This is a genomic window from Sphingopyxis sp. BE259 (assembly GCF_031457495.1).
Taxonomy (GTDB): domain Bacteria; phylum Pseudomonadota; class Alphaproteobacteria; order Sphingomonadales; family Sphingomonadaceae; genus Sphingopyxis.
This window is the reverse complement of sequence record NZ_JAVDWM010000001.1, coordinates 3,082,422-3,103,552: the sequence shown is the minus strand read 5'-3', so window position 1 is coordinate 3,103,552 and position 21,131 is coordinate 3,082,422. Positions and strand designations below refer to the sequence as shown.

20 protein-coding genes are annotated in these 21,131 nt (G+C 64.5%); 17 read left to right on the top strand and 3 right to left on the bottom strand.

Annotated elements, in window-relative coordinates; all coding sequences use genetic code 11:
• Positions 1 to 15 precede the first annotated feature (15 nt).
• Genes J2X44_RS14855 through J2X44_RS14820 form a run of 8 tightly spaced genes read left to right on the top strand, consistent with a single transcriptional unit; the run spans position 16 to position 5,082 of the window.
• Positions 16 to 309: a DUF2282 domain-containing protein gene (locus J2X44_RS14855; RefSeq protein ID WP_310085649.1), complete on the top strand. Its 294-nt coding sequence runs from the start codon at positions 16 to 18 to the stop codon at positions 307 to 309.
• A 5-nt stretch (positions 310 to 314) separates the two neighbouring features.
• On the top strand, positions 315 to 1,181 hold the full coding sequence (locus J2X44_RS14850) for a DUF692 domain-containing protein (protein ID WP_310085646.1): 867 nt from the start codon (positions 315 to 317) through the stop codon (positions 1,179 to 1,181).
• Positions 1,174 to 1,869, top strand: a complete 696-nt coding sequence (locus J2X44_RS14845) for a DNA-binding domain-containing protein (protein WP_310085644.1) — start codon at positions 1,174 to 1,176, stop codon at positions 1,867 to 1,869. Before J2X44_RS14850 ends, J2X44_RS14845 begins: the two co-directional genes overlap by 8 nt.
• A 3-nt stretch (positions 1,870 to 1,872) precedes the next feature.
• A complete protein-coding gene (locus J2X44_RS14840) occupies positions 1,873 to 2,328 on the top strand; it encodes a DoxX family protein (RefSeq protein ID WP_310085641.1) in 456 nt (151 codons plus the stop codon).
• Complete coding sequence (locus tag J2X44_RS14835; protein WP_310085639.1) at positions 2,325 to 2,846, top strand: sigma-70 family RNA polymerase sigma factor; 522 nt, start codon at positions 2,325 to 2,327, stop codon at positions 2,844 to 2,846. Before J2X44_RS14840 ends, J2X44_RS14835 begins: the two co-directional genes overlap by 4 nt.
• A gap of 1 nt (position 2,847) precedes the next feature.
• Complete coding sequence (locus tag J2X44_RS14830) at positions 2,848 to 3,498, top strand: DUF1109 domain-containing protein (protein WP_310085636.1); 651 nt, start codon at positions 2,848 to 2,850, stop codon at positions 3,496 to 3,498.
• Between the two features lie 59 nt (positions 3,499 to 3,557).
• Complete coding sequence (locus tag J2X44_RS14825; RefSeq protein ID WP_310085634.1) at positions 3,558 to 4,325, top strand: head GIN domain-containing protein; 768 nt, start codon at positions 3,558 to 3,560, stop codon at positions 4,323 to 4,325.
• A 43-nt stretch (positions 4,326 to 4,368) separates the two neighbouring features.
• The gene (locus J2X44_RS14820; protein WP_310085632.1) at positions 4,369 to 5,082 is read left to right on the top strand and encodes a head GIN domain-containing protein; all 714 of its coding nucleotides are present in this window, start codon (positions 4,369 to 4,371) and stop codon (positions 5,080 to 5,082) included.
• Positions 5,083 to 5,281: 199 nt separating this feature from the next.
• Here J2X44_RS14820 and J2X44_RS14815 read toward each other — a convergent pair whose 3' ends face one another.
• Complete coding sequence (locus tag J2X44_RS14815; RefSeq protein WP_310085630.1) at positions 5,282 to 6,085, bottom strand: SDR family oxidoreductase; 804 nt, start codon at positions 6,083 to 6,085, stop codon at positions 5,282 to 5,284.
• Positions 6,086 to 6,195: 110 nt separating this feature from the next.
• Here J2X44_RS14815 and J2X44_RS14810 point away from each other — a divergent pair, with 110 nt between their 5' ends.
• From J2X44_RS14810 to J2X44_RS14775, 8 genes are all read left to right on the top strand, one after another.
• Positions 6,196 to 6,720 (top strand): hypothetical protein, encoded by a 525-nt coding sequence (locus J2X44_RS14810; RefSeq protein WP_310085628.1) that lies wholly within the window; start codon positions 6,196 to 6,198, stop codon positions 6,718 to 6,720.
• 291 nt (positions 6,721 to 7,011) lie between these two features.
• A complete protein-coding gene (locus J2X44_RS14805) occupies positions 7,012 to 7,254 on the top strand; it encodes a hypothetical protein (RefSeq protein WP_310249331.1) in 243 nt (80 codons plus the stop codon).
• 109 nt (positions 7,255 to 7,363) lie between these two features.
• The gene (secA, locus tag J2X44_RS14800) at positions 7,364 to 10,099 is read left to right on the top strand and encodes a preprotein translocase subunit SecA (RefSeq protein WP_310085624.1); all 2,736 of its coding nucleotides are present in this window, start codon (positions 7,364 to 7,366) and stop codon (positions 10,097 to 10,099) included.
• 15 nt (positions 10,100 to 10,114) lie between these two features.
• Positions 10,115 to 10,849 carry a sulfite exporter TauE/SafE family protein gene (locus J2X44_RS14795; protein WP_310085622.1) on the top strand — a complete coding sequence of 245 codons (735 nt, stop codon included), beginning with the start codon at positions 10,115 to 10,117 and terminating at the stop codon, positions 10,847 to 10,849.
• A gap of 186 nt (positions 10,850 to 11,035) precedes the next feature.
• Positions 11,036 to 12,433, top strand: a complete 1,398-nt coding sequence (locus tag J2X44_RS14790; RefSeq protein ID WP_310085620.1) for a circularly permuted type 2 ATP-grasp protein — start codon at positions 11,036 to 11,038, stop codon at positions 12,431 to 12,433.
• A complete protein-coding gene (locus J2X44_RS14785; protein ID WP_310085618.1) occupies positions 12,433 to 13,374 on the top strand; it encodes an alpha-E domain-containing protein in 942 nt (313 codons plus the stop codon). Before J2X44_RS14790 ends, J2X44_RS14785 begins: the two co-directional genes overlap by 1 nt.
• The gene (locus tag J2X44_RS14780; RefSeq protein WP_310085616.1) at positions 13,371 to 14,174 is read left to right on the top strand and encodes a transglutaminase family protein; all 804 of its coding nucleotides are present in this window, start codon (positions 13,371 to 13,373) and stop codon (positions 14,172 to 14,174) included. The genes J2X44_RS14785 and J2X44_RS14780 overlap by 4 nt, the downstream gene beginning before the upstream one ends.
• Positions 14,175 to 14,221: 47 nt before the next feature.
• Positions 14,222 to 14,953: a peptidase gene (locus J2X44_RS14775; protein ID WP_310085615.1), complete on the top strand. Its 732-nt coding sequence runs from the start codon at positions 14,222 to 14,224 to the stop codon at positions 14,951 to 14,953.
• Between the two features lie 165 nt (positions 14,954 to 15,118).
• Here J2X44_RS14775 and acs read toward each other — a convergent pair whose 3' ends face one another.
• Entirely contained in the window at positions 15,119 to 17,083 is a 1,965-nt protein-coding gene (gene acs, locus J2X44_RS14770) for an acetate--CoA ligase (RefSeq protein WP_310085612.1), read from the bottom strand.
• Between the two features lie 150 nt (positions 17,084 to 17,233).
• On the opposite strand from acs, the gene J2X44_RS14765 reads away from it, so the two are divergent.
• Positions 17,234 to 18,736, top strand: a complete 1,503-nt coding sequence (locus tag J2X44_RS14765) for an aldehyde dehydrogenase family protein (protein WP_310085609.1) — start codon at positions 17,234 to 17,236, stop codon at positions 18,734 to 18,736.
• Positions 18,737 to 18,949: 213 nt separating this feature from the next.
• Here J2X44_RS14765 and J2X44_RS14760 read toward each other — a convergent pair whose 3' ends face one another.
• Entirely contained in the window at positions 18,950 to 21,043 is a 2,094-nt protein-coding gene (locus J2X44_RS14760; RefSeq protein ID WP_310085607.1) for a beta-propeller domain-containing protein, read from the bottom strand.
• Positions 21,044 to 21,131 lie beyond the last annotated feature (88 nt).

Here is a 21,131-nt window from a genome sequence, read left to right as displayed (position 1 = left end):
AAGGGAGTATCCATCATGTCGAATAACCTGAAACTGTCGCTCGCCGCCTCCGCCGTCCTCGCCATGGCCGCCGGTGCGGTGGCTGTCCCCGCCGTCGCCGCCGATGGCGCCAAGGAAAAATGCTATGGCGTGTCGCTGAAGGGCAAGAATGACTGCGCCGCCGGTCCGGGCACCAGCTGCGCCGGCACCTCGACGGTCGATTATCAGGGCAACGCCTGGAAAAATGTCGACAAGGGCAGCTGCGTCAAGATGGGCGGCACGCTGGCCGCGCACAAGGGCAATGCCAAGCCGGTCGCCAAAAAGAGCTGAGGCAAGTGCCCCCCCGCCCGCTCCGCGACTTGCCGCAGCGCGCCGGCTTCGGGTTGAAACCCGAACATTATGCCGACGTGCTGGCGGCGGCGGAGCGGGGTGCCCCGCCCGCCTGGGTCGAAGTTCATCCCCAAAATTACTTCGGCGCAGGCGGGCCTCCCCATCGCTGGCTGACTGCGATGGCGGCGCATATGCCGCTGAGTTTTCATTCGGTCGGCCTGTCGCTGGGGTCGGCGACCGGGGTCGATTGCGCCGAGTTGGAAGCCTTGGCGGCGCTATGTGCGCGATACGAACCCGCGATGGTGTCCGATCATCTGAGCTGGAGCAACGGCCCCGACGACAAATTCCCCGACCTGCTGCCGATCCCATACAGCCATGCCGCGCTCGACCATTTTGTGCGCGAGGTGGGCCGGGTGCAGGACCGGCTGGGCCGCGCGATATTGATCGAAAATCCTTCGCGCTACCTCGCTTATGCCAAGGACGACTGGGACGAGGTCGATTTCCTCCATGAACTGTGCCGCCGCAGCGGGTGCGGACTGTTGCTCGACATCAACAATGTCGAGGTTTCGGCGTTCAACCTGGGACGCGATCCGGCGTCATGGCTCGCCGCTTTCGATCCGGTGCTGGTCGGCGAAGTCCATGTCGCGGGGCATAGCCGTAAGGATGACGACATGGGCGGCGCGATCGCGATCGACGACCATGGGTCGGCGGTGCGTGACAGCTGCTGGGATCTGCTCACGGCGTTCCTGCGCGGCTCCGGTCCGAAACCGGTGCTGATCGAATGGGACAGCGATGTTCCGGACCATGCGACGCTGATGGCCGAGGTGACCAAGGCCGACGCGCTGCTCGCCCACGAGGCGGTCGATGCTTGAGGACCAGGCGGCGATCACCGCGACGTTGCTGCGCGGCCCCGACCATCTGCCTGCGGATGTGTTCGCGGGCGATAGTGCTGCGGTGCTGCGCGGACTGCGGGTCCATGCCAACACCATCTCGCACGCGCGGCTGATCGCGCTCGAGGACACATTTCCGCGCACCCGCGACCATCTGGGTGCCGCCGAGTTCAACCGCGTGTCCCGCGCCTTCATCGATGTCGGCGGCGCACAGCGCCGGTTGCTGGCACAGATCGGGGCGGGCTTTCCCGACTGGCTCGCCGATCCGGTCGCCGCCGATCTGGCGCGTGCCGAATGGGCGTGGCTGGAAAGCTATCATGCCGCCGATGCCGCCGCACTGGCGCTTGCCGATCTCGACGGGCTGAGCGGAGCGGGTCTGTTGGCGCTGGCGGTGCGGCGTCACCCGGCGGTCCGCACCGTGACGCTGTCACGCGCCGCCGCGCCGCTGGTCGATCCGCGCTTTTCGCCCGGCGCGCGCGCGCTGCTCGTGGTGCGGCCCGATGCCGATGTGCGGGTGCTGGCGATCGATGCCGCCGACGCCGCGGTGCTCGATCTGGCGCGCGAAATATCGCCGCTCGGTAACCTCATCGCGCATCTCGTCGAACACCATCCCGAAGGTGGTGCTGCCATCGCGGCGCTGATCGCCGCTGGGGCATTCGAGAGGGTTTGAGAGATGAAGATCGCTGCATATTATGATCGCGCGGTGGCGCTGGCGGCGGGGCGCATTCCCGAAGCGGCGGCGCTGCTGCTGGTCCGCATCGCGCTGGCCGGAGTGTTCTGGCGGTCGGGCCGCACCAAGGTGGCCGAGGGCGGTTTGTTGCAGATCGACCCGGCCCAATATGATCTGTTTGCATCGGAGTTCTCCGGTCTGCCGCTCGACCCCGTTATCGCGGTGCCGCTGACCACCTATGCCGAACATCTGTTTCCGATCCTGCTGCTGCTGGGTTTGGCGACGCGGTTGTCGGCGGGCGCACTGCTGGTGATGACACTGGTGATCCAGATCTTCGTGTTTCCCGACGCCTGGTGGCCGGTCCATTCGCTGTGGGCTGCGCTGGCGGCGATCCTGATCGTGCGCGGCGGCGGGCTGTTCTCGCTTGATGCAATCATTGCTAGACTGCGGCGCAGATGAGCATCGACGAACCTTCGCTGGCGCGGTTGATGGCGGCATCGCAGCGCGGCGACCGCGCCGCCTATCGCGCGCTGCTGAACGACAGCCGCCGATGGCTGGCGCGCTATTTCGCGCGCCGCATCGCGCCGCATCAGATCGACGATCTGGTCCAGGACACGTTGGTGTCGATGCATCGTAAACTGGCCACCTGGGATAACAGCCGTCCGTTTCTTCCCTGGCTGGCAGCAATCGCGCGCTATCGCTGGATCGACCTGTTGCGCCGCCAGCGCGACGAGGTCGAACTGGGCGAGGGCGACGCGGCGGTCGGGGCCGAGGACGAGGTCGTCCATGCGCGCCTCAGCCTCGACCGCATGCTGGCGTTCCTTCCCGCGGGACAGGCGCAGGCGATCACGCTGGTCAAGATCGAGGGCGCCTCGATCGCCGAAGCATCGCAGATTTGCGGGCAGAGCGAGGCGCTGGTGAAAGTGAATATCCACCGCGGGCTGAAAAAGCTCGCGCAATTGATTGAAAGCGAATGACATGACCGAAGCATCGATCGACAGCCTGATCGACGGCCTGACCGAAGAGCTGGAACCGGTGCGCCCGCGCCGGGTGGCACGCGGATCGCTATGGGTTGCCGGTGGATGGCTCGCTGGCGCCGCTTTACTGCTGCTATTCGGTGGCCCTCGGCACGATCTGGCCGAGGGCGCGATGATGCCGCCGCTGCCGTTGCTCGCCTTCTGGCTGATCGTCGCCCTGGGTGTCGCCGCGGCTTGGAGCGCGCTGCGGATGGGATTGCCGGGGGTTGGCCGCGATTATAACGGCTGGCGCTGGGCGGGGCTCGCGGCGCTCGCCCTGCCGTTATCGGCGCTGGTGATGGCGATGGACGACGGCCATGCGGCGATGGCGGCGGCGCACCCCGAAAATGGCCTGCATTGCCTGATGCAGGGCGTATTTGCGGGGCTTGGCGTCGCCGCGGCACTGTTCGCGTGGCTGAAAGCCGGGGCGCCGACGTCGCCGACCCGCGCCGGATGGGTGATCGGCATCGCGGCGGGCGCCGCCGGGGCGACGATCGTGGCGCTGCACTGTGCATCAAACGACATGATCCATATTGCGCTGTGGCACGGGCTGGCGGTCGCGCTGTCGGGGATAGCGGGCCGGGTGCTGCTGGCGCCGCTGCTGCGCTGGTAGGATCGCTGGACAGCCTCTCCGTTGTGTGTTATACAAGCAATACACAAAGGAGAATTGCGATGCGTAACTGGACGATGGCGGTTTTGCCGCTGGCCCTGGCGATGACGGTCTCTGCCTGTAACGGCGCCGACCGCAAGGACGGTGACCAGTCGGGCAAGGGCGAGGCGACAGGGTCTGCCGATCCCGGTCCAGCCGCCACCAAAGCCTACGCGCTGACCGGCTTTACCGAGGTCAAGGTCGCCGGCCCCGACGATGTCACCATTCGCCAGGGCGATGCGTTTTCGATCAGCGCCAAGGGCCCGCAGGCGATCCTTGACCGGCTGGAGATCGCGGTCGACGGCCCGACGCTGTCGATCGGGCGCAAACGCGAAGGCTTCAGCTTTTCGGACCGCGACGACGACGACGTCGAAATCACCATCACCATGCCGCGCCTCACCGGCGTGCGCCTGACCGGGTCGGCAACGATCGACGCCGACAGCGTCGAAGGCGACGCGGTCGAGGCCGCGGTCACCGGGTCGGGCGACCTCAAGATCGCCAAGCTGACCGGCAAGCGCGCCGACGTCAGCGTGTCGGGTTCGGGCGACATCGAAATCGGCGGCGGGACGGTCGGCGCGGGCGAATATAGCGTGACCGGATCGGGCGACATCGACGCCGACGGCTTGGTCGCCGAGACGCTTGAAGTGTCGGTCACCGGGTCGGGCAATGTCGAGGCGCAGGCGACCGGCGCCGCCGATGTCAGCATCATGGGGTCGGGTGACGTGACGCTGGGTGGCGGCGCGAAATGTTCGTCGCGCCAGATGGGATCGGGTTCGGTCACCTGCAAATGACAAGGGGCTGGTGCCGCCTGCCGCGACGCGGTAAGGCGGCACCATGACTTTTGCTATTCGCAGCGCCGCGTTGGCGGCCGTCGCCCTGCTTGCCGCTCCTCCCGCATCGGCGGCCGAGAAGCGTTTTGGCCTGACCAGCTTCGAGGCGATCGAGGTCAATGCCGATTATGTGATCGAGGTGACGACGCGCGCGCCGGTTGGGGCGGTTGCGACCGGGCCGCAGGACGCGCTCGACCGGCTGACCGTCGAAGCGCGCGACGGGCGTCTGGTAATCGGCCAGCGCCAGTTCGCTGGCGACGCAGATCGCAAGGCGCCGCGCGGTGCCGTGACGATCCGCATAAACGCCGCGAATTTGCGCTCGGCGACGATGGGCGGCGCGGGATCGCTGCGGATCGACCGGTTGAAGGGCAATCGCGTGACGGTCGGCCTGCGCGGCCCCGGTACGCTGTCGGTCGGCGCGATCGCGACCGACCGATTGTCGGTCGTGATGATCGGCAACGGCACGATGACGCTGGGCGGCACCGCGAAACAGGCGCAGATGACCGTGTCGGGCGCCGGGCTGTTCGACGCGGGGGCATTGGCGGTCGATATGCTGACCTTTGATGGCGAAGGCGCGGGCGACCAGCGGATGCGCGCGGTCAAGACGGCTGCGGTGACCGCGCGCGGGGTTGGCAAGACCGTCGTGCTGGGGAAGCCGGTATGCACAGTGCGCAACATCGGCAATGGGTCGGTGCAATGCGGGGCGGCGAAGAAATAGTTTTTCGCCTGACGTCGGAATGGCGGGAAGCGGCCGGTAGCGGACATAAACTTTCGTCATCCCGGACTTGATCCGGGATCCATGCGCCCTCTCAGCAGCGGGCGGCGCATGGCCTCATGGACCCCGGATCAAGTCCGGGGTGACGAGGGTGGGGTATGTCCGCTCCCCACCCCAAAGCTGACCTTCGAGGCCGCGGCACCTAATGCCCCGCCGCGTCCAGCCCGTCGATCTTCTTCGACTGGCGCATGATCAGCCCGGGGAACCAGCGCGCCAGGCGCGCCAGCCGTTTCGCCATTTTGCCGACCGTGACATGAACCTTGTCGCCGTGCACTGCGTCCCACGCCGCCTCGGCGACGCGTTCGACCGGGACGATCTCGAACCCGCTTTGCGACAGGCGGTCGCGCGCCGGTTCGTTGCTGTCGGCGCTGACCTGGTCGAGCAGCGGCGTGTCGATGAAGCCCGGCATCAGCGAGCGGACCTTGATGCCGTGTTTGGCGAACTCGATTTCGAGCGCCTCGGTCAATCCGCGCACCGCGAACTTCGTCGCCGAATAGATCGCCAGCCCCGCGACGCCATAGAATCCCGACGCCGATCCGGTGTTGAGGATCGTCGATCCCGGCGTCGCGCGCAGCATCGGCAGCGCGGCGTAGATGCCGTTGACGACACCGCCGAAATTGATCGCGATCAGGCGGTCGGCCTCCGCCGGCGACATGTCGGCAAACTGGCCGCCGGTGCCGATCCCGGCGTTGTTGAACAGCACGTCGAGCCGACCGCCGCTGTCCTTGGCAAAGGCATCGAGCGCGGCGGCCCACTGGTCGCGGTCGCGCACGTCCATGACGTGCCGCGACGACGCGCCATCGGGCAGCAGCGTCGCGGTTTCGTCGATCCCGGCGCGGTTGACGTCGGCGATCCCGACGAACCAGCCTTGGCCGGCAAAATGGCGCGCGACGGCGCGGCCGATGCCCGATCCACCGCCGGTGATGAAGATCGCTTTGCGTGCCATAGGCTCCCTCCTGACATTCTTGTCAGTGCGACCAGATGCCAAGTTGACGTGTCGGTCAAGCGGCAATGACGGCTTGGCAAGACGGCGGGTCGCTGGCTAAGAGAGCGGCGATGACCCGCGGCCTCCGCCTGATCCTCCTGTCGCTGCTGATGCTGTGCGCGGGCCTCACCGCTCCGGCGCGCGCCGAGGTGGTGGTGAGCTTCTACAGCCATGATTTCGGCGACCGCTTTCCGCACGCTTTCATCGTGATGAAGGGCAAGGTCGATGCGACTGGCGAGGCGGTCGACGCCAATTACGGCTTTACCGCGACGGCAGTCAGTCCCGCGATCCTGTTCGGGTCGGTGAAGGGCAAGGTGGAATCGTCCGAGCCCGACTATATCGCCAAAAGCGACCGCCAGTTCGACGTCATAATCAACGATGCGACCTATGCCCTGGTCATGGCGAAGGTCGCCGAATGGCGCGACCGCGAGCAGCCGAGTTACAGTTTGAACAAACGCAATTGCGTGCATTTTGTGATGGAGCTGGCCGAGATTGTCGGGCTGACGGTCAATCGCAAGAGCAAATTGTTCAAGAAGCCGAAGAGTTTTCTGATTGAGGTGAAAGGGTTGAATCCGGCGTTGGGAGATGGCGGTTAGCGACGGATTTCGGACAAGCCGTCCTATAAATCCCGTTTGTGTCGAGCGAAGTCGAGACACCCCGAAGTTCTGCGCTGCCGAAGGGTGTCTCGACTTCGCTCGACACAAACGGGAATAGAAGGCGGTCCGGAAATGCCTCGGCGCGACGATCTGATCGTTCCGCTTGACGCCTCCCACCCTCTAGACGCAGCCCCGCTTTCACCCTATGTTCAGGGAACGGGGCGCAATATTCGTCGTTCCGAAGCGTAACAGGGGCGATTCTTGCGGTTATTGCTGACCCTTTTGGCATTGTTGACCGGCCTGGCGACCGCCGACCGGGCCGTTGCCGCGCCTGCCACACCGGCGGCGATGGGCGCGCTTGTCCTGCTCGCCGAAACCGCGGGGCAGGCCGAAGTCAGCGATAGCGAACGCCGCCCGACTGCGACGACGCCGACCCGGCGCACCACCGGCGGCGACACGGGCCGCAAACCGCGCAAAGCGCCGCCGCCGCATCTGCCCGGCCTGCTCACCGGCAGCGACCGCGCGCTCGAATAGAGCGGCGATTTAGCGTCCTGTTTTTCAGGCGCCGCTCCGCCTTGGGGCTTTTCATATATTTTCGCGGCCCGCACGCCGCCTTTCCACTTAATATTCCAAGGAATCTCGTATGTTTTCTGGCCTTGCCAAGAGCCTGTTCGGCTCGTCCAACGATCGCTATGTCGCCTCGATCCGCAAGATCGTCGACAAGATCAACGCCTTTGAACCGACGATGCAGGCGTTTGACGATGCAACGCTGCAAGCGCAGACGCCGAAATTCCGTGCCCGGCTGGAAGCCGGCGAAACGCTCGACGACATTTTGCCCGAAGCCTTTGCGACGGTGCGCGAAGCCGCGGTCCGCACTCTCGGGATGCGCCATTTCGACGTCCAGATGATCGGCGGCATCGTCATGCACCGCGGCGAGATCGCCGAAATGGGCACCGGCGAAGGCAAGACGTTGGTCGCGACGCTGGCCGCCTACCTCAACGCGCTGGAAGGCAAGGGCGTGCATGTCGTCACCGTCAACGACTATCTCGCCCGCCGCGACGCCGAATGGATGGGGCAGGTCTATGGCTTTCTGGGGCTGACCACCGGGATCATCGTCCCCAACCTCAACGAAATGCAGCGCCGGGAAGCCTATGGCAGCGACATCACCTATGCGACGAACAACGAGCTGGGGTTCGATTATCTGCGCGATAACATGAAGTTCGATCGCCAGCAGATGGTCCATCGCACCTTCAATTTCGCGATCGTCGATGAAGTCGATTCGATTTTGATCGACGAAGCGCGCACCCCGCTGATCATCTCCGGCCCGACCGATGACAAGTCCGAACTATATATCCGCGTCAACGAGGTCGTCCTCAATCTGACCGAAGAGGATTATGAAAAGGACGAAAAGTCCAAGTCGATCAACCTGACCGAAGATGGCACCGAGCATGTCGAGCGCCTGCTGGAAGAGGCCGGGCTGCTCCAGGGCAACAATTTGTACGACATCGAAAACACCCAAGTCGTCCATCACGTCAATCAGGCGCTCAAAGCGATCCAGATGTTCCGCATCGACACCGACTATATCGTCAAGGACGGCAAGGTCGTGATCATCGACGAATTCACCGGCCGCATGATGGACGGGCGCCGCTGGTCCGACGGCCTGCACCAGGCGGTCGAGGCCAAGGAAGGCGTCCAGATCGAGCCCGAGAACCAGACGCTGGCGTCGATCACCTTCCAGAATTATTTTCGCATGTATCCCAAATTGTCGGGGATGACCGGCACCGCGGCGACCGAGGCCGCCGAATTTTTCGACATCTACAAGATGAATGTCGTCAACATCCCGACCAACCGTCCGATCGCGCGCGTCGACGACGAGGACGAGTTTTACAAGAATATCGCCGACAAGTTCGGCGCCATTGCCAAGACGATCCGCGCCGCGAACGAGCGCGGCCAGCCAGTGCTGGTCGGCACCGTGTCGATCGAAAAGTCCGAATTGCTGTCGTCCTACCTGAAAGAGGAGGGCGTCGCGCACAGCATCCTGAATGCGCGTTTTCACGAAAATGAGGCGCATATCGTCGCGCAGGCCGGGCGCACCGGTGCGGTCACCATCGCGACCAACATGGCCGGCCGCGGCACCGACATCAAACTGGGCGGCAACGAAGAATTTCGCATCAACGACGAGCTGAACGATGTTCCCGAAGGCGCCGAGCGCGAAGCCGCCATCGCGCGCATCCACGAAGAAGTCGCGGCCGAGCGTGAGGCGGTGAAGGCAGCCGGCGGGCTATTTGTGCTCGCCACCGAACGCCACGAAAGCCGCCGTATCGACAACCAGCTGCGCGGCCGTTCGGGGCGCCAGGGTGACCCCGGCCTGTCGAAATTCTACCTCTGCCTCGACGACGATCTCCTCCGCATCTTTGGCCCCGACACGCTGTTTTCAAAGATGATGAACAAGAATCTGGAGGATGGCGAAGCGATCGGGTCGAAATGGCTGTCGAAGGCGATCGAGACCGCGCAGAAAAAGGTCGAAGCGCGCAATTACGATATTCGCAAGCAGGTCGTCGAGTATGACAACGTCATGAACGACCAGCGCAAGGTCATCTACGAACAGCGTGGCGAAATCATCGACAGCGAGACCGTCGACGAGGTCATGGTCGCGATGCGCGCCGAAACCGTCAATGCGATCATCGCCGATGCCTGCCCGCCGGGCAGCTATCCCGAACAATGGGATATCGACCAGATGAAGGAGCGGGTGTCGAACATCCTCGATCTCAATCCTCCGATCGACGACTGGATGCAGGAAGACGCGGTCGACGCCGAAATCTTTGAAGAGCGCATCCAGGCGCAGGCCGATGCGGTCGCCGCTGAAAAAGCGGCGCTGGTCGACGCCGACACCTGGAAAGGCATCGAAAAATCGGTGCTGCTCCAGACGCTTGATCATCATTGGAAAGAGCATCTCGCGACGCTCGACGCGCTGCGACAGGTCGTCTTCCTGCGCGCCTATGCGCAGAAGCAGCCGATCAACGAATATAAGCAGGAAGCCTTTGCGCTGTTCGAACGCATGTTGTCGAACATCCGCGAGGACGTGACGCGCACCGTCGCACGGATCGACTTGCGCTTTGACGAGCCCGAGCCGATGCCGCTCCCCGACCTGCCCGATTTCCTGACCACGCACATCGATCCGTTCACCGGTGAAGACAACAGCGCCGACATCGATAGCGGCGGTCTGGGCGTGATCGCCAACACGCTGCCGCCGATGCAGATCCCGCGTCCAGACATGCCAGAGGGCGAGAACCCCTACGCCTCGCTGGAGATCAGCCGCAACGCGCCATGCCCGTGCGGTTCGGGCCGCAAATATAAGCATTGCCACGGCGCGATCTGATACGGCGCAGACGCGATGGCCGGACTCGCCGCGCTCTTTGGCCTGACCGCGCTACTCTATGCCGCGGTCGGGTTCGGTGGCGGGTCGACCTATACCGCGCTGTTGCTGCTCGGCGGCGTCGCTGTCGGGCTGGTCCCGGCGATCAGCTTGGCGTGCAACGTCATCGTCGTCAGCGGCGGGACGATCCGCTTTGCGCGGGCCGGGGTGCTGCCCTGGGCGAAGGCGCTGCCGCTGGTCGCGGTCGCCGCACCGCTGGCCTTTCTGGGCGGGCTGACCCCGGTCAAGCAGGGGGTGCTCGTCACCTTGCTCGGTGGATCGCTGCTCGCCTCGGCGCTGGCGCTGTTGATCCAGCCGCAGACGACCAGACCAGTCCGGTTGCCCGCCACGCTGCTTCTGCCGATCGCCGCGGCGCTCGGCTATCTGGCCGGGGTCGTCGGCATTGGCGGGGGCATCTTCCTCGCGCCGATCCTGCACCTGATCCGCTGGGCCGAGGAACGGTCGGTGGCGGCGACCGCCAGCCTGTTCATCCTGATCAACAGCCTGTTCGGGCTGACCGGCCAGCTGATCAAAGGCAAGGGCGACGCGATGCTCCACGCGGTCGCGAGCCATTGGCCGCTGCTGATCGCGGTGTTGATCGGCGGTGCGATCGGGACGCAGCTGGCGGTCAAGAGCGGCCCGGCGACGCTCATCCGGCGGCTCTCCGCGCTGCTCGTCGGCTTTGTCGCGGTCCGGCTGCTGTTTGGTTTCTAAGGCTTTCTTGCGCTCTTGCCTTCCGGCGCGGCGGTGCTAGCATCCGGCGGATAAGCCCAATGGCCGCGTAGCCGGTGGGCGACGCAGCAGCTGGAACAGGATGCACCGCGCCGACCAAAAATGTCGGGCGCGGTAACGGGCGGCATGTTGCGTGGAAAGGGCAGACGCATTTCCTTTTTTGATGAAATGAACAGCCATGAGGGCGAAACCCGGTCGCCCTATCGCGAATATTGCGGGTGGTTCGAGGCCGAGGATGTCGCGCGCATCCAGCACAAGGCGGTGCAGGCCGAAGCGCTGTTCCGCACCACCGGGATCACCTTCAACGTCTATGGCGCCGTCGACGGTGACGAGCGGCTGATCCCGTTCGACGTTGTGCCGCGCATCATCTCGGCCAGCGAATGGCGCCGCCTGTCGCGCGGTATCGAACAGCGCGTCCGCGCGCTCAACGCCTTTCTCTACGACATTTATCACCGGCAGGAGATTTTGCGCGCGGGGCGAGTGCCGACGTCGCTGATTGCCGGCAATGTCGCATTTCTGCCGATGATGATGGGCCTCGATCCGCCCGGTGGCATCTATACGCATATCAGCGGCACCGACATCGTGCGCACCGGCGCCAACGAATTTTACGTGCTCGAGGATAATGCGCGCACCCCGTCGGGCGTGTCCTACATGCTCGAAAATCGCGAAACGATGCTCCAGATGTTTCCGGAACTGTTCGCGAAGGTGCCGGTACGCGAGGTCAGCGATTATCCGATCAACCTGCTGAAATCGCTTGCCGCCTGCGCGCCGCCGGCGTGCGGCGGGACGCCGACCGTCGCGGTGCTGACCCCGGGCATCCACAACAGCGCCTATTACGAGCATAGCTACCTCGCCGACCATATGGGCGCCGAGCTGGTCGAGGGGCACGACCTGCGCGTCGTCGATGGCCGCGTCGCGATGCGCACGACGCAGGGATATAAGGCGATCGACGTCCTCTATCGCCGCGTCGATGACGATTTCCTCGATCCGCTGAACTTTCGTCCCGACTCGATGCTCGGGGTGCCGGGGATCTGGGACGTCTATCGCGCCGGCGGCATCACCATCGCCAATGCGCCCGGCACCGGTATTGCCGATGACAAGGCGCTGTATAGCTACATGCCCGACATCATCGAATTTTATACCGGCGAGAAGGCGTTGCTGCCTAACGTCCCGACCTGGCGCTGCTCGGACCCGGAGCATCTGCGCGAAGTGCTCGACCGCTTGCCCGAACTGGTGGTCAAGGAAGTCCACGGATCGGGCGGATATGGGATGCTCGTCGGCCCCGCGGCGAGCAAGAAGGAGCTGGCGGCATTCCGGGCCAAGCTGGAAGCCAACCCCAGCAACTATATCGCCCAGCCGACGCTGTCGCTGTCGACCGTACCGATCTTCACCAAAAAGGGGCTGGCGCCGCGCCATGTCGACCTGCGCCCGTTCGTGCTGATGTCGCCGCAGGGGATCACGATCACCCCCGGCGGGCTGACCCGCGTCGCGATGACCAAGGGTTCGCTGGTGGTGAATTCGAGTCAGGGCGGCGGGACGAAGGATACGTGGGTGTTGGAAGACTGATGCTGGGCAAGACCGCAGGCAGCCTCTTCTGGATGGCGCGCTACCTTGAGCGCAGCGAGAATAACGCGCGCCTGATCGACGCCGGGTTCCGCATTGCGCTGACCCGGTCACAGACCGCCGCCGCCGAATGGAAATCGGTGCTGGTGACCGCGGGGGTCAATCCGGCGTTCAAGGTCGCGCATGGCGATTACAGCTCGGCGCGGGTGATCGATTTTCTGCTCCGCGATCCCGCCAATCCGTCGAGCATCTTGTCGGTAATCCGGCAGGCGCGCGACAATGCGCGCACCGCGCGCACCGCGCTGACCCGCGAGACCTGGGAGGCCGTGAACACCAGCTGGATGACGCTGACCGCGCTGCTCAAACGCCAGGTGCGCGAGGACGATCTGCCCGACGTGCTGACAACGATCCGCCAGCAAAGCGCGCAGGTGCGCGGGGCGCTCAACGGCACGATGCTCCGCAACGACGGCTATCATTTCGCGCAGCTCGGCACCTTTCTGGAGCGCGCCGACAACACCGCGCGCATCCTCGACGTCAAATATTATCTGCTGCTTCCGTCGGTTGCGCATATCGGCACCTCGATCGACAATGTGCAGTGGGAAACGATCCTGCGATCGGTGTCGGCGCACCGCGCCTATCGCTGGCTGTACGGGGCAGAAATCAGCGCGCTGAAGATCGCCGAGTTCCTGATCCTCTATCGCCAGATGCCGCGCAGCCTGGCCTTTTGCAGCGAACGGATGGAAAATCACCTGGCCCAGCTACAGCGCCATTATGGCGACGAGACCGACGCGTGGCAGATGGCGCATACGCTGGTCCACGACAAGCTCGATGCCCCGATCCAGTCGATCTTCGACGGCGGTCTGCATCAGTTTGTCACGGGTTTCCTCCGCGACACCGCCGCGCTCGCGCGGCAGGTCGAGCGCGACTATCGGTTTGTCGAATGAAACTTCGCGTCGAACATATCACCCGTTATCACTATGATGCGCCGGTCAAATATGCGCTGCAGCAACTCAAGCTCACGCCCAAGGACCGGCCGGGGCAACAGCATATCGTCGATTGGGCGATCGACATCGAGGGCGGCGCCCAGCAGCTGCATTACACCGATCATCATGGCAACGGTGTCGATCTGATTGCCATCGATGGTGGGGTGACCGAACTGACGATCCGTTGCCACGGCACGGTCGAGCTCGAAACATGGGACGGGGTGATCGGCGCGCATCGCGGCGCGATGCCGCTGTGGACCTTTCTGCGCCCGACTCCGTTGACCCGCGTGGGTCGGCAAGTGCGGGCGCTGACCGCGCAGCTGGGCCGCGACCATGCCAATGACATCGAACGCGCCCACGCGCTGTCGGCGCTGATCATTCAGCGGCTGGCGTATCGGATCGGCGTCACCAATGCCGAAACGACTGCCGAACAGGCGCTCGGCAGCGAAGGCGGGGTGTGTCAGGATCACGCGCATATCTTCATCGCGGCGATGCGCCATCTGGGGCATCCGGCGCGCTATGTGTCGGGTTATCTGATGATGAACGACCGCACCCAGCAGGACGCAACCCATGCCTGGGCGGAGGCGCATTTCGACCATATCGGCTGGATCGGGTTCGACGTCAGCAACGGCCATTCGCCCGATCAGCGTTATATTCGCGTCGCCACCGGGCTCGATTATCGCGATGCCGCGCCGGTTCGCGGGATGCGTTATGGTGCGGCGCAGGAAAATCTGGTTGTTCAATTGCAGGTCCAGCAATAAGCGGGCCGGGACAATCGGGAATATCCGGGGCGGGGATATAGGATTCGATGACTTATTGCGTGGGGATGCGTTTGAACAAGGGGCTGGTGTTCATGTCGGACACCCGCACCAATGCCGGTGTCGACGACATCGCACAGGTCCGCAAGATGCGGAGCTGGCATGTGCCGGGCGAGCGCGTCATCACCCTGATGTCGGCGGGCAATCTGGCGACGACGCAGGCGGTGGTCAGTCTGCTCGACGAGCGCACCAAGGCGCCCGAAGACCGCCACCCGTCGATCCTGGAAGCGCCGTCGATGTTCCAGATCGCGACGATCGTCGGCGAAACGCTGCGCCAGATCGTGATGCGCCATAATGCCGAAGGCCCGGCGGCGGCATCGCCGTTTCGCGCCTCGCTGATCATCGGTGGCCAGATCAAGGGCGCCGAACCGCGGCTGTTCATGATCTATCCCGAGGGCAATTTCATCGAGGCGGGCGAGGACAATCCGTTTTTTCAGATCGGCGAGACGAAATATGGTCGCCCGATCATCGTGCGGTCCTATGATCCCGCGATGTCGTTCGAGGATGCGGTCAAGCTGCTCTGCGTGTCGTTCGATTCGACGATCCGCGCCAACGCCGGGGTCGATTTGCCGATCGACCTGAAAATCCACGAGCGCGACGATTTCGTCGCCGTGCGCGAACGACGCTTTGAACGCAATGACCCCTATTTCGAAAGCGTCGCCGATGGCTGGGCCGAGGCGCTGGGGATTGCGCTGGCGGAATTGCCCGACTTTCATTTTTAGGAAGCGAACAACGATCCCTTCCCGTTCGTGTCGAGCCCTTCGACTGCCTTGGCAGGCGCTCAGGATAAACTTCGACCTCTGGTCGAAGTCGAGACACCCCGAAGGCGCGCACGACCGACGGGCATCTCGACTTCGCTCGATGCGAACGGATTAGGTCGGCATTTTTCAGCGGCTCTTCCGACCGTCGATCAACCCGTCGACCAGGCTCGGATCGGCGAGCGTCGAGGTATCGCCTAGTGACCCGAAGTCATTCTCGGCGATCTTGCGTAAAATCCTCCGCATGATTTTGCCCGACCGCGTCTTGGGCAGGCCGGGGGTCAGGTGGATATGGTCGGGGGTCGCGATCGGCCCGATTTCCTTGCGGACCTGTTGTTTCAGTGCCGCTTCGACTTCCGCCGATGCTTCGACCCCGGCGTTGAGCGTCACATAGGCGTAGATGCCCTGGCCCTTGATGTCGTGCGGGAAGCCGACGACGGCGGCCTCGGCGACATCCGGGTGCAGCACAAGCGCGCTTTCGACCTCGGCGGTGCCCATGCGGTGGCCCGACACATTGATGACGTCGTCGACGCGGCCGGTGATCCGCCAGTAACCGTCGCCGTCGCGGCGGCAGCCGTCGCCGGTGAAATATTTGCCGCGATAGGTCGAAAAATAGGTGTCCGCGAAGCGCTGATGATCGCCATAGATCGTCCGCGCCTGACCCGGCCAGCTGTGGGTGATGCAGAGGTTCCCCTCGGCCGCGCCGCCGGTCTGCTCGTCGACCAGCACGCCGCCTTCGGCATCGACCAGCTGCGGGCGGATGCCGAAGAAGGGACGACCCGCGCTGCCCGGCTGCATCGGATGCGCGCCGGGCAGGGTGGTGATCATGATGCCGCCGGTCTCGGTCTGCCACCAGGTGTCGATCACGGGGACGCGCCCCTTTCCGACGGTGTCGCTATACCAGCGCCACGCCTCGGGATTGATCGGTTCGCCGACGCTGCCGAGCAGGCGGAGCGAGCTCAGATCATGGCGCGTCACATAGTCTGCGCCCTCGCGCATCAGCGCGCGGATTGCGGTTGGCGCGGTGTAGAGAATGTTGACCCGATGCTTGTCGACCACCTGCCAGAACCGGTCATGGTCGGGGTAATTGGGTACGCCCTCGAACATCAGGGTCGTCGCGCCGTTTTGCAGCGGCCCGTAAACAACATAGCTGTGCCCGGTGACCCAGCCGATGTCGGCGGTGCACCAGAAAATCTCGCCAAGGCGATAATCAAAGCCATAGTAGAAGGTGCTGGCGGTCCACACCGAATAGCCGCCGACGGTGTGGAGGACGCCCTTGGGTTTGCCGGTCGAGCCCGAGGTGTAGAGGATGAAGAGCGGGTCCTCGGCATTCATCGGCTCGCACGGGCAGGAGTCGCCGACATCGGCGGACAGCGCATCGTACCAATGGTCGCGGCCTTCCTTCATCGCAACATCGCCGCCGGTGTGCGCGATGACGAGCACGGCTTTGACGTCGATCCGCTCCAGCGCGGTATCGACATTGGCTTTGAGCGGTACCGTCTTGCCGCCGCGCCGCCCTTCGTCGGCACAGATCACCCAGTCACTGGCGCAATCCTCGATGCGGCCGTGGATTGCCTCGGGCGAAAAGCCGCCGAAGACGACGCTGTGCACCGCGCCGATGCGCGCGCAGGCGAGCATCGCCACTGCGCCCTCGGGGATCATCGGCATGTAAATGGTAACACGGTCGCCCTTTTGGACGCCCAGTTTCTTCAGCGTGTTCGCAAAGCGGACGACATCGGCGAGCAGCGCCGCATAGCTGATCGTGCGTGTCTCGCCGTCGGGTGCGTCGGGTTCGAAGATGATTGCGGTGCGGCTGCCATGTCCGGCGGCGACATGGCGATCGACGGCATTGTGACAAAGATTGAGGACGCCGTCCTCATACCATTTGATCGACACCGGATCGTAGGACCAGTTGGCGATCCTGATCGGCGAGGTCATCCAGTCGAGCCGCTTCGCCTGTTCGGCCCAGAAGGCGTCGGGGTCCGCGATGCTCTGCGCATAGAGCCGGTCATAGTCGGCGGCGGTGCAATGCGTGTTAGCCGCGGCGTCGGCGGGGACGGGGACCAAGGGTTCGGAGGGGGGTAGGTCGGACAAGGGCTTTTCTCCTCTATTGCCCTCTCTTAACCGTTCGCATCGAGCGAAGTCGAGATGCGTCTGGCGCCGTGGGCGTGTCTCGACTTCGCTCGACACGAATGGGGAGGAGCGACTATGCGCGGGCCGCACAGCGGCGCGAAAGGAAAATCCATGGTTGATATTGGGGATGAGGTCGGGCGGCTTATGGAAAAGCTGGGCGTCGATCGCCGACTTTGGACCGAGGGCGAGATGTCGTCGTTCACGCCGATCACCGGCGAACGGATGGCGCGGCTGATCACCGCGGACGCGCGCGCGATCGATGAGGCCCTCGACACCGCAACCGCTGCCTATCGCGCCTGGCGCAATGTCCCCGCCCCGCGGCGCGGCGAACTCGTGCGTTTGTGGGGCGACGAGCTGCGCGCGGCCAAGGATGATCTGGCGAAACTGGTCACGATCGAGGCGGGCAAGATTCCGTCGGAGGGGGCCGGCGAGGTGCAGGAGATGATCGACATCTGTGACTTCGCCGTCGGGCTGTCGCGCCAGCTCTATGGCCTGACGATCGCGACCGAACGGCCGGGGCACCGGATGATGGAGGTCTGGCACCCGCTGGGCGTCGTCGGGGTAATCTCGGCGTTCAATTTCCCCGTTGCGGTGTGGGCCTGGAATGCCGCGCTCGCGCTCGTTTGCGGCAACAGCGTGGTGTGGAAGCCGTCGGAAAAAACGCCGCTCACCGCGCTCGCGACGCAGGCGATTTTCGAGCGGGCGGTGGCGCGCTTCGGCGATGCCCCACCCGGTCTGGCGCCGCTGCTGATCGGCGGACGCGAAGCGGGCGAGGCGCTGGTCGATGACGCCCGTGTCGCGCTGGTGTCGGCGACGGGTTCGACGCGGATGGGCCGCGCGGTCGCGCCGCGGCTGGCGGCGCGGTTCGCGCGCGCGATCCTGGAGCTTGGCGGCAACAACGGCGTGATCGTCGCACCGTCGGCCGACCTCGACCTCGCGCTGCGTGGGGTCGCGTTCGGCGCGATCGGGACCGCGGGGCAGCGCTGCACGACGACGCGGCGATTATTCCTGCACGACAGCATCTACGACGGGTTCGTGGCCAAGCTGAAGACAGCTTACGCGAGCGTCGGCGTCGGCAATCCGCTGGAGGGCGACAGGCTCGTCGGGCCGCTGATCGACCGCGCGGCTTATGAGATGATGCAGGAGGCGCTGACCGCGGCGCGCCAGGCGGGCGGCATGGTTCATGGCGGCGAGCGCGTCGGCGAAGGGGCAAGTTTCTATGTGAAGCCGACGCTGGTCGAAATGCCGGGGCAGGTCGGCCCTGTGCTCGACGAGACATTCGCGCCGATCCTGTATGTCATGCGCTATCATGATCTGGATGCCGTGATCGAACTGCACAACGATGTCGCGGCCGGGCTGTCGTCGGCGATCTTCACCACCGACATGCGCGAGGCCGAGCGGTTTCTGGTCGCCAGCGATTGCGGCATCGCCAACGTCAACCTGGGCACTAGCGGCGCCGAAATCGGCGGCGCATTCGGAGGCGAAAAGGAAACCGGCGGCGGGCGCGAGAGCGGGTCGGATGCGTGGCGCCAATATATGCGGCGCGCGACCAACACGATCAATTATTCGGACGCCCTGCCGCTGGCGCAAGGCGTTTCGTTCGCCATCGACTAGGCTCTGGCTGGCAGACTTTCCTGATTAAGACCGTTCGTCCTGAGGAGCCATTGAGCTTGTCGAAATGGCGTCTCGAAGGACTTGGCGGGGCGCTCGGTCCCCTTCGACTGCCCTGCAGGCGCTCAGGACAGGCTTCGAGACGGGTCTTCGACTTCGCTCAGCCCTTCCTCAGGACGAACGGAGTTTTACCGGAATAAACGCCAAAGCACAGCGCTAACGCGGCAATGGCGTCGTCAGGTCGATGCGCGCGACTTCCTTGATCCGCCCCGCGTCGATGCGCGCCTCGACCAAGCTGGTACCCATCAGGCCAAAGATGCGCCCGGCAAGGAACACCGGGCGCGAATTGCCATACCAGTCGATGCACGACACTTCGCACTCGTAATCGGGGTGGGTTTCGACATCGTCCGCCGCAGTGGCGATCAGCGCGCCTGCGTCGGTGAGCTTGCCGATGGGCGATTTGGTCAGGAAGCTGAGGTCCGAGGTGTCGGATCGCCACCACCAGCGCCCCGATTCCTCACGGCCCTTGACCGTCGGCACCCCGATAATGCCATTGCCGTCTGCATCGACGACGCTGTTGAACGCGTGGCTGCGGCCTTCGCTTTCGTAACGCCGCGACAGGAAGGTGGTCGACAGGATGCGCGCGTCCTTGCCGAGCCCGATCAGGGTCAGGTTCAGCCCCTTGTCATCGCGATAGCCGTTGACGATGATGTCATTGCCTACCCGTTCGGTGCGCACAACATTGTGCGGAATGTCGATCACCACCGCATCGCGGGGACGTTTGACGGGAACCGCGACGGCCTTGCTCGACTGCGGTGCTTCGTCCTCGTCGGGTGGATAGCCGCGCCAGCTGTCGCGGCCGCCGAAGACCAGCCAGTCGTCGGCGAAGCGGTTTTCGACGATCGCTTTCCCGGTCGTGGGTAGCGGCGTGAAATCGCCGTCGGCGACGGGTTCGAAAATCGTGGCGAAGGCGCTGGTGCGGATTTTCAGGAAGCTGTTTTCGGCGGGCGCGCGATAGGAGCCGTCGCAGCGGAAGGTGCGCCAATCGACCAGCGCGCGAAATTCGCCATCGCGCTCGTCCATCGACAGATGGTCATAGGGAAAGCCCGACACGCCCACCACGCTGGCGTCGCGCTCGCGGATCGGCAGGCGATAGAGCGCGCCCGGAACGACATCGCGCCGATCGGCGCGCGGCAGCGCGGGGTAGGGCTTGTCATAGCCCAGGTCTTTCACGCAGTCGGGCAGGCGCCACATATCGACATCGCGTGCCGCCGCGTTCCACAGATAAATGGTTTCGGGCGACACGAACATTTCGGCGCCGCGCGGGCCGACAAAGCCGGTGGTGCGGCAATCGAGGCGGCGCTTGCGGTCGAAATCGCCGAGCGGGCACACCGAAATCGCGTGAATGGTGGGATCGTCGGTGCGCAGCAGCGGCTTGTAGATCGAACGGACGTCGAGCAATTGCGCGCCGTCGGCCTGCCGCGTCTTGCGCTCGGCCGCGGGCAGCCAGCGCCGCAAGACGGGGCGGTCGTCCAGCTTTTCGAATTGTTCGAGCGAATAGGGGGTGTAGACGACCAGCCGGTCGCCGACGATGCGCGTCGCATAATTGTCCACGTCGTAATAATCGTCGGAGGTGATCAGGAAGACGCCCTCGCTTTTCACCTTACCGCTCGCCTGATCGAGCTTGAAGATCGACATTTCGGTCGCGCTGTCGTCGTAGCTGTAGGCGGTGATGATGACATGGTCGCCCTGGACCAGCATCTCGTCATACCAGTCGGCGCCCTCGAAATCATCCTCCCACCGATGCTTCTTGACGTGACCCGCGGGCATGCGGCGATAGACATCGGCGCGGTCGGTGAGCTGCATCGTTTTCACGTTGATCGCAAAGATGCGGCCATCCTGCAGCACGAGCAGATAGTCGCCGATCTGCTTGACGATGTCGCCCTCGTCAACCCCTGCGGTCTGGACATTGGTGATCGACGTGGGGGCCGAAACTTTGCTGCCGGTCACGACGACGCTGTCGCTGCTGTCCTCGGCGGGACAGAGCTCGGGATCGTCGCAGACCGGCGGCTCGTCCTGCGTGAACGCGGCGACGACGATCTGCCCCCCGGCGCTCGCACTCGCTTGTTCGCGGCGGTCCTTGAGGCGTTCCAGCGTCTTGAGATAGCGGCGGAATTCGCCTTCGCCCGCATAACGGACAAGTTCCTTTTCGGTGACGGCGTCGAGCGACCGGTCTTCGAATGCAGGGATATGGGCGGCCTTGGTCGCGACCTGCCCCGCCGTCGCCGCGCAGCCGGTGAGGACCGCCATTACGCCTGCCAGTAGAAAACCTCGCATCGTTTCAACTCCCCCATTTCGCGGGAGAATATCATCGATCCGGTCCGAAGTTTAGCGGCAT

Excerpts from the sequence above, each read along its gene's own strand:
- J2X44_RS14855 (WP_310085649.1), top strand. The coding sequence starts at position 16 with ATGTCGAATAACCTGAAACTGTCGCTCGCCGCCTCCGCCGTCCTCGCC.
- J2X44_RS14845 (WP_310085644.1), top strand. The coding sequence starts at position 1,174 with ATGCTTGAGGACCAGGCGGCGATCACCGCGACGTTGCTGCGCGGCCCC.
- J2X44_RS14840 (WP_310085641.1), top strand. The coding sequence starts at position 1,873 with ATGAAGATCGCTGCATATTATGATCGCGCGGTGGCGCTGGCGGCGGGG.
- J2X44_RS14835 (WP_310085639.1), top strand. The coding sequence starts at position 2,325 with ATGAGCATCGACGAACCTTCGCTGGCGCGGTTGATGGCGGCATCGCAG.
- J2X44_RS14830 (WP_310085636.1), top strand. The coding sequence starts at position 2,848 with ATGACCGAAGCATCGATCGACAGCCTGATCGACGGCCTGACCGAAGAG.
- J2X44_RS14825 (WP_310085634.1), top strand. The coding sequence starts at position 3,558 with ATGCGTAACTGGACGATGGCGGTTTTGCCGCTGGCCCTGGCGATGACG.
- J2X44_RS14820 (WP_310085632.1), top strand. The coding sequence starts at position 4,369 with ATGACTTTTGCTATTCGCAGCGCCGCGTTGGCGGCCGTCGCCCTGCTT.
- J2X44_RS14815 (WP_310085630.1), bottom strand. The coding sequence starts at position 6,085 with ATGGCACGCAAAGCGATCTTCATCACCGGCGGTGGATCGGGCATCGGC.
- J2X44_RS14810 (WP_310085628.1), top strand. The coding sequence starts at position 6,196 with ATGACCCGCGGCCTCCGCCTGATCCTCCTGTCGCTGCTGATGCTGTGC.
- secA (WP_310085624.1), top strand. The coding sequence starts at position 7,364 with ATGTTTTCTGGCCTTGCCAAGAGCCTGTTCGGCTCGTCCAACGATCGC.
- J2X44_RS14795 (WP_310085622.1), top strand. The coding sequence starts at position 10,115 with ATGGCCGGACTCGCCGCGCTCTTTGGCCTGACCGCGCTACTCTATGCC.
- J2X44_RS14790 (WP_310085620.1), top strand. The coding sequence starts at position 11,036 with ATGAACAGCCATGAGGGCGAAACCCGGTCGCCCTATCGCGAATATTGC.
- J2X44_RS14785 (WP_310085618.1), top strand. The coding sequence starts at position 12,433 with ATGCTGGGCAAGACCGCAGGCAGCCTCTTCTGGATGGCGCGCTACCTT.
- J2X44_RS14780 (WP_310085616.1), top strand. The coding sequence starts at position 13,371 with ATGAAACTTCGCGTCGAACATATCACCCGTTATCACTATGATGCGCCG.
- J2X44_RS14775 (WP_310085615.1), top strand. The coding sequence starts at position 14,222 with ATGACTTATTGCGTGGGGATGCGTTTGAACAAGGGGCTGGTGTTCATG.
- J2X44_RS14765 (WP_310085609.1), top strand. The coding sequence starts at position 17,234 with ATGGTTGATATTGGGGATGAGGTCGGGCGGCTTATGGAAAAGCTGGGC.
- J2X44_RS14760 (WP_310085607.1), bottom strand. The coding sequence starts at position 21,043 with ATGGCGGTCCTCACCGGCTGCGCGGCGACGGCGGGGCAGGTCGCGACC.